9 protein-coding genes are annotated in these 9,046 nt (G+C 68.4%); 3 read left to right on the top strand and 6 right to left on the bottom strand.

Annotated features, from left to right (window positions below; all coding sequences use genetic code 11):
- Positions 1 to 415: 415 nt before the first annotated feature.
- On the bottom strand, positions 416 to 1,207 hold the full coding sequence (locus CXP56_RS13115; RefSeq protein WP_286901277.1) for a siderophore-interacting protein: 792 nt from the start codon (positions 1,205 to 1,207) through the stop codon (positions 416 to 418).
- A gap of 757 nt (positions 1,208 to 1,964) precedes the next feature.
- Between CXP56_RS13115 and CXP56_RS13110 the strand changes: the two genes are divergently transcribed.
- Together CXP56_RS13110 and CXP56_RS13105 are read left to right on the top strand one after the other, a co-directional pair.
- Positions 1,965 to 2,579, top strand: coding sequence for a ClpP family protease (locus tag CXP56_RS13110; RefSeq protein ID WP_028848016.1), 615 nt, complete (start codon positions 1,965 to 1,967; stop codon positions 2,577 to 2,579).
- Complete coding sequence (locus CXP56_RS13105; protein ID WP_028848015.1) at positions 2,579 to 3,169, top strand: ClpP family protease; 591 nt, start codon at positions 2,579 to 2,581, stop codon at positions 3,167 to 3,169. The genes CXP56_RS13110 and CXP56_RS13105 overlap by 1 nt, the downstream gene beginning before the upstream one ends.
- 893 nt (positions 3,170 to 4,062) lie before the next feature.
- Here the strand turns inward: CXP56_RS13105 and CXP56_RS19145 are convergent.
- Together CXP56_RS19145 and rlmN are read right to left on the bottom strand one after the other, a co-directional pair.
- Positions 4,063 to 4,653, bottom strand: a complete 591-nt coding sequence (locus CXP56_RS19145) for a helix-turn-helix domain-containing protein (protein WP_479267591.1) — start codon at positions 4,651 to 4,653, stop codon at positions 4,063 to 4,065.
- Between the two features lie 190 nt (positions 4,654 to 4,843).
- Positions 4,844 to 5,971, bottom strand: coding sequence for a dual-specificity RNA methyltransferase RlmN (gene rlmN / locus CXP56_RS13095; protein WP_286901276.1), 1,128 nt, complete (start codon positions 5,969 to 5,971; stop codon positions 4,844 to 4,846).
- Positions 5,972 to 6,287: 316 nt separating this feature from the next.
- On the opposite strand from rlmN, the gene CXP56_RS13090 reads away from it, so the two are divergent.
- Positions 6,288 to 6,740, top strand: coding sequence for a PadR family transcriptional regulator (locus tag CXP56_RS13090; protein ID WP_038045064.1), 453 nt, complete (start codon positions 6,288 to 6,290; stop codon positions 6,738 to 6,740).
- Positions 6,741 to 6,781: 41 nt separating this feature from the next.
- Here CXP56_RS13090 and CXP56_RS13085 read toward each other — a convergent pair whose 3' ends face one another.
- The 3 genes from CXP56_RS13085 to pyrH are packed head-to-tail and all read right to left on the bottom strand — an operon-like array spanning position 6,782 to position 9,011.
- Positions 6,782 to 7,633, bottom strand: a complete 852-nt coding sequence (locus tag CXP56_RS13085; RefSeq protein ID WP_245566672.1) for a phosphatidate cytidylyltransferase — start codon at positions 7,631 to 7,633, stop codon at positions 6,782 to 6,784.
- Between the two features lie 49 nt (positions 7,634 to 7,682).
- A complete protein-coding gene (gene frr / locus CXP56_RS13080) occupies positions 7,683 to 8,240 on the bottom strand; it encodes a ribosome recycling factor (RefSeq protein ID WP_028848013.1) in 558 nt (185 codons plus the stop codon).
- 12 nt (positions 8,241 to 8,252) lie between these two features.
- Positions 8,253 to 9,011, bottom strand: coding sequence for a UMP kinase (pyrH, locus tag CXP56_RS13075; RefSeq protein ID WP_028848012.1), 759 nt, complete (start codon positions 9,009 to 9,011; stop codon positions 8,253 to 8,255).
- Positions 9,012 to 9,046 lie beyond the last annotated feature (35 nt).

Here is a 9,046-nt window from a genome sequence, read left to right as displayed (position 1 = left end):
CACCGCCAGCTGACCGCTGCACTGCCCACCAACCAGCCAACCGCCCACCCCAGCAACGCCCCAACAACGGGCCACCGCTCAGCGACCGGGTCGACCACAGCCAGCACATCACACCCCACTACCCGCAAACCAGCTCGATGCTCTGCACCAGCGTCAAGGCTGTCCCTGTGAGCACGTCGTCACTCAGCCACCCAGTGCGCAGGTTGTACTCCCGGTGGGCGAGAAGCAGCCCCAGCCAGCTGATCACTCGTCGAAGGTCGCCTGCCCGGCCCACACCCGGTCAGGGCGATCCGTTCCGCGGCGCCGTGGGAGCCGTCCCCTTGTTCTGCACTTGTCTGCTGCGGCATGCCCAGCCCGGCATGCAGCGCCGTCGGAGCGTTCTCCCATGCAGCGCGATCGGACCAGGCCAGGCGTGTCAGTGCTGCCGCCAGTAACCGCAGAAGTACACCTGCTCCTTGCCGAAGCCACGCTCATTGACCAGATGCCTGCGCACGGAAGTGGCCAGACTCGACTCGCCGGCCACCCACGCGTAGCAGTGCCGCGGTTCCAGCCGGGCCGCGCGCAGTTCGGCGAGCACCAGGGCACCACGGGCGGCTCCGGCCGGCGCACGGTGCAGCCAGCGGATGTCGGCGCCGGGCGGGTGGGCAAGCTCGAGTTCTGCACCGGCATCCTCGACCTCGAGCAGCGCCAGTACTTCGATCGACGCGTCCAGCTGCTCGAGTGCGGCACTGATGGCGGGAAGCGCCGTCTCGTCGCCGACAAGCAGCATGCGTCGCGTGGTGGGCGGTGGATCGAACCGTGCCCCGTCGAAGAGGATGCCGATCTTGTCGCCAGGGACGGCGCGACGGGCCCAAGCCGACGCCGGGCCGTCGTCCCCGTGCAGCACGAAGTCGATGTCCAGCTCCCCGGCGGCCACGTCGACGGATCGCACTGTGTAGTTGCGCACGATCGGGCGGATGCTCTCCGGCATCGCGCACACCTCGGGCCACCAGCGGGCACTGATCGGCAGATGCAGCTCCGCATCGGGACGAGGCGGGACGAACAGCCGCACCAGCTGGTCCGGCCCCGCGTAGTCGAACTTCTCGACGTCGTCGGCGTACAGCCTGATGCGGACCATGTGGTCGGTGAGCCTGGTGGTCGAGACCACAACGGCCGGCATGGCCAGCGCCTCCCGCTCCGCGGCTCGCCGGACCGTTTGTACCGTCACGTGACCTCCATCGATTAGCCTCACCTAACTTGGCTTAGCTGAGCCTTACCTTAGACGAAGACGCGCCACGTGTCGCGGTGGCCGTCATCACTTCGTGGGCACCTGGCGAGCCCTTGACCTTGCCGCCCATCACCGGTGACTTCCCCGCCACACGGCGGTTGACACACGTGCTACGGACGGGCCGCTGAGATGGCTTCCAGCAAGCCGTTCGCGCACAAGCCGCTCACACCAACCGCCGTCATGAAGCCCCTGGCAGAGGCCGTTGCCACAACACTGCTGGCGAAAGCCCCGGTGAGGGCGTGCCGAGTTGCCGTCGGGACCCCATGCTGCCACCGGAAGCCACTGCACGGGTCGCTGCCCGAAGCCACTGCAAGCCATCACCGAAGCCGCTGCCCGGCCGCTACCGCCCGCCGCAGAATCGGCGTCCGGCACCACTATGAAGGGTCACTGCCCGGCACTGCCGCAAAGGGCCTCAGCCCGGCGTCATCGCACGCAGCCACTGTTCAGCGCCATTGCACGCAGCCACTGTTCAGCGCCATTGCAAAGAGTCACCACTCGACGCAGCCGCAAAGAGTCGCTACCCGGCGCCACTGCACGTGCAGCCGGATGAGACCAGTGCAGGACCCGCTGCCCGAACAGTGGCGGTCGCCGGCACCCGGCCGTGGCGAACGGATCGCGGCAGGCGCTCTGCTCACAGCGAAGCAGCCCACAGCAGATCGAGCGGCGCGGGAAGGTCCCCTCCCCGGACGATCGAGGTATGAGCAACGACGAAAGCACGCGGATCTTCGACAAGCGCATGCGCGAAGACCTGCGGAGCCAGCGCGTGCTGGTCCTCGACGGCCCGCTGGACGACGACAACGGCACGGCGCTGATCACCCAGATACTGCTGCTCGCGGCCCAGGACCCGGGCAAGGACATCGCGTTGTGGATTCATTCGCCCGGCGGCTCGGTGCCGTCGATGCTCGCGATCCGGGACGTGATGAAGCTGGTGCCGTGCGATGTCACCACGGTGGCGCTCGGCCTGGCGTGCAGTGCGGGTCAGTTCCTGTTGTCGGCTGGGACCAAGGGCAAGCGGTACGCGCTGCCGCACGCCAGGATTCTGATGCACCAGGGTTCCGCAGGCATCGGAGGCTCAGCGGTCGAGGTGGAGGTGCAGGCGGACGACCTGCGTCACACGCGGGACACGGTACTCGGGCTCATCGCCGAGGACACCGGGCAGGACGTCGAGCGGATCTTCACCGACTCGCTGCACGACAGGTGGTTCACCGCGCAACAGGCGATCGAGTACGGGTTCATCGATCACATCGTCGACGATTTCGCCCAGCTCGAAGGCCCGCTGCGGCGCGCACGGTTCGGGATGGTGGCGGACTGATGAGCAGCTACCCGATCCCGAACGTCATCACCCGCAACGCGGGCACCGAACGCATCATGGATGTCTACTCGCACCTGCTGACCGAGCGGGTGGTGTATTTGGGGACGCCGATCGATTCCGGGGTGGCGAACACGTTGATCGCCCAGCTGCTGCACCTGGAGTCGGAGTCGCCGGAGGCGAGCATCGACCTCTACATCAACTGCGAGGGCGGCGATCCATCGGCCATGCTGGCGATCTACGACACCATGACCTACATCAAGGCGCCGGTCCACACGACCTGCGTCGGGCAGGCGGTCGCCGCCGGGGCGGTACTGCTGGCAGGCGGCGCTGCGGGACATCGGGCGGTCCTGCCCCACTCGCGGGTCGTGCTGCACCAGCCCGCGGTCCAGGGGCGCGGCTCCATACCGGACCTCATCCTGCAGGCCGACGAAGTGGTGCGGGTGCGCGCGCAGTTCGAGGCCATCCTGAGCGAGCACACCGGGCGCTCGGTGGAGCAGCTGAGGCACGACACCGATCGCGACCGGGTCTTCGACGCCGCCGGGGCCGTCGAGTACGGGCTGGCCGACGTGGTGCTGACCCACCGACCGTGACATGGCCACGAGGGCACCGGCTGGCCTCGGCTGCCGGCTCCTGCGACGCCGCATCCGGCGCGCCCAGCTCTGCGACGCCCCATCGGCGACGGCCTTGCAAGGGGCCCGTCGGCGGCCACTGGCGCCGCGGCATCACCCTCGGCAACCGCCGACTCTGCGGCGGCCCTGTCGGCGGCCACCCGCTCAGCGAGGATCCCGTCCACAGTCACATGGCTCTGTATGGCGGGCCCACCGGCAACCAGCTGCGCGTAACGGGATCCCCATCGGCGACAGCCCTGCGAGAGGTCCGTCAGCGACAGCCCTGCGAGAGGTCCGTCAGCGACAGCTCTGCGAGGGGCCCTGTCTGCGGCCCCCGACTCTGCGCGGCGGGCTCAGCAGCAGCCACCAGCTCCGCACACGGGTCCATCAGCAGCCACAAGGGCACGCAACGGGTCCATCAGCGGCCACCAGCCCTGCATGACGGACTCATCGGCGACCACCTAGTCCTGCGACGGCCCGTCGGCGACCACCGGCTCCTGCAACGCCACGTCGCTCCAACAGTGGCAGCCTTCGCTACGCCTCGACACCAGCTTCGATGGCGCGGTCCGCTGTACGGTCAGCAATCCCGGCGGCGTGACCTTCCGACACCGCTGGCCTCTGCCGACACCGTCGGCCACCGTCGACGGCCGCCCCTGCCGGCGCCGTCGGCCACAACCGACGGCGGCTGCTCGCTTGGAAACCGCGGTCACGGGACGGCGACGCCGCCGTGGGCAACGGCGGCTGCCCACGGCGGCCACTTGTTGCGCCGTTCTCGCCGCCGGTGGCATTTGCCCGCCCACTTCCACGCACGCGCCGGGCGCTGGCTTTCCCCTGACCTGGCTGCCCGGTCCCGCCGCCGTCGTCGTCCGCTCGACTCACGCGGCCATGGCCATGACCATCGGCCCGGCAGTACGCGTCATCGGCGGCGTCGTCATCGATGGCCGCGCACCCCCGAAGCGACCAGCTGGTCGCGCACGCACCGCCCGCCGCAGCACCGCCACCCGGCCGTCCTGCCCGGTTGCCGGGCGCCTCAACGCCTCGGCCCGGCTGTCCGATCGACTCCGTCGGCCGGCGCGCTCGAGCACGGCCTCGAGCACCTGATCCAAGTCCACCCCCAGGGCCCCGACCACAGCAGCGATCATTTCGCTCGAGGGCTCCTTCCGCCCCCGCTCGATCTCGGACAGGTATTGCGGTGAGATACCGGCACGCTCTGCGACGTCGACCAAGCGCGCCCGGCGGCCGATTCGCACAGCGCGCAGCGTCTCGCCGAGCCGCTCACGCCACAGCGCAGCGGACTCGCCATGTTCCGGCACCGGCGACAACGGAGGGTTGATGCGCGCTTCGGTCATGCGATCATCCTGACACTCCCCAGGACGGCCGAGACGCCGTTCTGCTGTCAGCAGAATCGATGCGGCCGCACCCTCAGCACTGACGTCACGAGCGGCCCAGTCGCGCCGCCACAGCACCGGCAAGAACTCCCCATGCCGACAGACGGGGCCCATGAGCCCTCCTGTCGACCGTGCCCCACTTGCCTCCACAGCCTCGAGTACGACGGAATGGGCTCCGTCGGGTACAGCGAGCACAGGGCTGTCGATCAACAGTGTGGGACCGCCCGCGTTCCGGACCCACGCCACAGCGCCGCTCTGCTGACCGGTTTCAGTTCTGCTCGGCAGCGAGCTGCCCGCAAGCCGCAGCGATCTCCTGGCCACGCGTGTCACGAACGGTGCAGTTCACGCCACCTGCGTTGACCCTGCGCACGAATTCCCGTTCGACTTCCTTGGGCGAAGCGTCCCACTTCGAGCCCGGCGTGGGATTGAGCGGGATGACGTTGACGTGCACCAGGTGGCCCAGATGCTCCCGCAGGCGCTTCGCCAGCAGGTCGGCCCGCCACGGCTGGTCGTTCACGCCCCGAATGAGCGCGTACTCGATGCTGACCCGCCGCGACGTGCGCTCGATGTAGTACCGCGCAGCCCGCAGCACCTCGTCGATCGGCCACCGATTGTTCACCGGGACGAGCGTGTCACGCAGCTCGTCATCGGGGGTGTGCAACGACACCGCCAGACGGACCTGCAGTCCCTCGTCGGCCAGCTTGCGGATGGCCGGCGCCAACCCCACGGTCGAAACCGTCACCGACCGCTGGGAGATCCCCAGCCCCGACGGCGCCGGTTCAGTGATGCGCCGTACCGCGGCCACCACCCGGCGGTAGTTGGCCAACGGCTCCCCCATCCCCATGAACACGATGTTGGACAGCCTGCCGGGCGACGGCTTGCCGTCCGGCCCAGGAAGCAGCCCGTCCCGCATCACCGCCGCGGCCGAGCGAACCTGGTCGACGATCTCCGCGGTGGACAGGTTGCGCTGCAGTCCGCCCTGACCGGTGGCACAAAACGGGCACGCCATCCCGCACCCGGCCTGGCTGGAGATGCACAGGGTCGCCCGGTCCGGGTAGCGCATCAGCACGCTCTCGATCAGCGTCCCGTCGTGCGCTCGCCACAGCGTCTTGCGCGTCATGCCATGGTCACACGCCACCGACCGAACTTCGGTGAGCAGCTGCGGCATCAGCGCGGCGGTCAGGCGCTCCCGTGCGGAGGCCGGGATGTCGGTCATCTGCGCCGGATCGACGCTCAACCGCGCGAAGTAGTGGTGAGACAGCTGTTTGGCACGGAAAGCCTTCTCCCCCAGCGACACCACCGCCTCCTTGCGCTCGTCCAGCGACAAGTCGGCCAGATGGCGCGGCGGCAAACCGCGCTTGGGCGCGTCGAAAACCAGGGGCAGCGGAGAAGGCACGTCCCCCAGTGTCCCATGGGCGCGCTGACCAGCACAGACGGACCCCGCCCGCGGCCCACGACAGCTCGATGTTGCATCTCGATCTGTTCCGATATATCGTTAAGTATCGAACACAGGAAGGAGCAATCCCATGAGCGGACATCCTCATCACCACCACCGCCCACCGCATCGAGACCATCCGCTCGCCTGGCGGCTGAGGTCTTTCGGAGGGCCTTTCGGACCTGGCGGACCGTTTGGCGACCCTCTGGGCCCGCCCTTCCCCGGTAGGGGGCCCCGTCGTGGCCGCGGTGCGCGCGGCCGCGGCAGGCGTGGCGACGTGCGGGCGGCCATCCTGGCTCTGCTGGCGGAAGCCGAGTCCCCGATGCACGGCTACGAAATGATCAGCGAGATCGCCGAGCGCACCGGGGGGTTCTGGAAACCGAGCCCCGGATCGGTCTACCCGACGTTGCAGCTGCTCACCGACGAGGGCTTGATCGCCAATGTCGGCGGCGAGGGCGGCAAGCGCCTGTTCGAGCTGACCGAGGAGGGCAAGCAGGCTGCCGAGAACCTCGGCGAGCCGCCGTGGAAGCAGATCGCCGACGACGTGGAGCCCAACGAGGTCGCGCTGCGTCAAGCAGTTGCCGCCCTGCGCGGCGCGCTGTTCCAGATCACCACGGTCGGCACGCCGGAGCAGCAGTCCAAAGCCGTGACCATGATCAACAAGTTACGTAGCGAGCTGTACAACATGCTCGCCGAGGTGGACGACGACGTCTCCACCGAAGACGAGTGATCGCACCCCTTGGCCGCGCCCATCGGCCAAGGGGTGCTTCGTCATTGTGCGGGCAGGAACAACGCCAGCAGCGCCCACGCCACCACGGCGGACGGCAGCATAGAATCCAGCCGGTCCATCAGCCCACCGTGGCCGGGCAGCAGCGTGCCCATGTCCTTGATGCCCAGGTCCCGCTTCATCACCGATTCGACCAGGTCGCCGACCGTCGCGGTGAGCACCATCGCCGCGCCGAACAGCGCCCCCTGCCAGACGTGCCCGTCCAGCAGCAGGGGCATGGTCAGCATGCCGACCCCGACACCGGAGACGAGCGAGCCGGCGAATCCTTCCCAGCTCTTCTTCGGGCTGATCGACGGCGCCATCGGGTGCCTGCCCTTGAGGACACCGGCCGCGTAGCCGCCGACGTCGGAGGCCACCACCCCGAGCATGAAGGTGATGATGCGGTAGGCGCCGTCCTCCGGCAGCAGCAGGAGCACGGCGAATGCACCGCACAGCGGCAAGTACGCGACCGCCAGCACCGACGCACCGGCGTCACGCAGGTATCCGTCCGTGCCGCGCGGCAGTCGCCAGAGCAAGCACGCAAGCACGGTGAACACCAGGGACACCGCGATGCCAGTCGTCCCGAACGGCCAGGCGAGCCAGACGATGGCCTGACCACCGACGAGCACCGGCACGATCTGCACCCGCACGCCTGCTGCCGACCGCAGCGCCTGGCTGAACTCCCAGCTGCCGACCAGCATCGCCAGCGACACGATGCCGATGAACAGACGGCGTTCGACCAGCAGCGACACCAGGATCGCCGCGCCGAGCAGCACGCCGACGCCGATCGCGGCCGGCAGGTTCCGTCCGGCACGCGACGGCTTCGACCCACCTGACTCCTGTGCGGAGTCGTTCACGTCAGTCACGCGAGCCGAGCGCTCGGAATCCAACGGCTGTCGAGGCACCTCAGACCTCGAGCAGCTCGGCTTCCTTGTTCTTGACCAGGTCGTCGATCTGCTTGACGTACTGGTCGGTCAACGTCTGCAGCTGCTTCTCGGCTTGGTAGACGTCGTCCTCGCCGACCTCGCCGTCCTTCTTCAGCCGCTCCAGCTCTTCCTTGGCCTTACGCCGCAGATTACGCACGACGATCTTGGCGTCCTCCCCCTTGCTGCGGGCGACCTTCACCATCTCGCGCCTGCGCTCCTCGGTGAGCTGCGGGAACACCACGCGGATGATCGTGCCGTCATTGGTGGGGTTGACACCGAGATCGGATTCCCGGATGGCCTTCTCGATCGCTTCCAGCTGGGAAGCGTCGTACGGCTTGACCACCGCCATCCGAGCCTCGGGAACGGTGATGCTGGCCAACTGGTTCAGCGGCGTCGGCGCCCCGTAGTAGTCCACCGTGATGCGCGCGAACATGGATGGCGCGGCGCGCCCCGTGCGGACCGACGTCAAGTCTTCCTTGGCGACCTCTACGGCCTTTTCCATCTTCTCCTCTGCTTCGAGGAGGGTCTCGTCGATCACGGTGACTCCTTATTAGTCCAGCTGCTCGCGGCTGGCCGGGGTAGCGACCAGCGTGCCGATCCTCTCACCACGCACGGCGCGGGCGATGTTCCCCTCGACCAACAAGTTGAACACGATGATCGGCATGTTGTTGTCCATGCACAACGAGAAGGCCGTCGAGTCGGCCACCTTCAGGCCCTTCTCCAGCACTTCCGCGTGCGTGATGGTCGTGTACATGGTGGCATCGGGGTCCTTGCGCGGGTCGGACGAGTAGATGCCGTCGACGGCCTTGGCCATCAGCACCACCTCGCAGCCGATCTCCAGCGCCCGCTGCGCCGCCGTGGTGTCGGTGGAGAAGTACGGCAGGCCCGCACCACCACCGAAGATCACGACACGGCCCTTCTCCAGGTGCCGCTCGGCGCGCCGAGGAATGTACGGCTCGGCGACCTGGCCCATCGTGATGGCGGTCTGCACCCTGGTCGGGATGCCTTCCTTCTCCAGGAAGTCCTGCAGTGCCAGGCAGTTCATCACGGTGCCCAGCATGCCCATGTAGTCGGCTCGGTCGCGGTCCATGCCGCGCTGCTGCAGCTCGGCGCCGCGGAAGAAGTTCCCACCGCCGATCACCACGGCCACTTGGGTGCCGCTGCGCACCACCTCGGCGATCTGCCTGGCGACGGTGTGGACGACGTCGGGGTCCACGCCCACCTTGCCGCCGCCGAACATCTCGCCGCCGAGTTTGAGCAGCACCCGGCGGTAGCCTCGTGCGCTCGTGCCCCGTCCGTCAGTGCCCACACCGCCTCCTACCGCATTTGTGCCCCGCCCCGAGG

It is taken from the genome of Thermocrispum sp. (assembly GCF_002919275.1).
Lineage (GTDB): Bacteria > Actinomycetota > Actinomycetes > Mycobacteriales > Pseudonocardiaceae > Thermocrispum > Thermocrispum agreste.
The sequence above is the reverse complement of the archived record's forward strand: the minus strand, read 5'-3'. Positions and strand labels throughout refer to the sequence as shown.

Excerpts from the sequence above, each read along its gene's own strand:
- CXP56_RS13110 (WP_028848016.1), top strand. The coding sequence starts at position 1,965 with ATGAGCAACGACGAAAGCACGCGGATCTTCGACAAGCGCATGCGCGAA.
- CXP56_RS13105 (WP_028848015.1), top strand. The coding sequence starts at position 2,579 with ATGAGCAGCTACCCGATCCCGAACGTCATCACCCGCAACGCGGGCACC.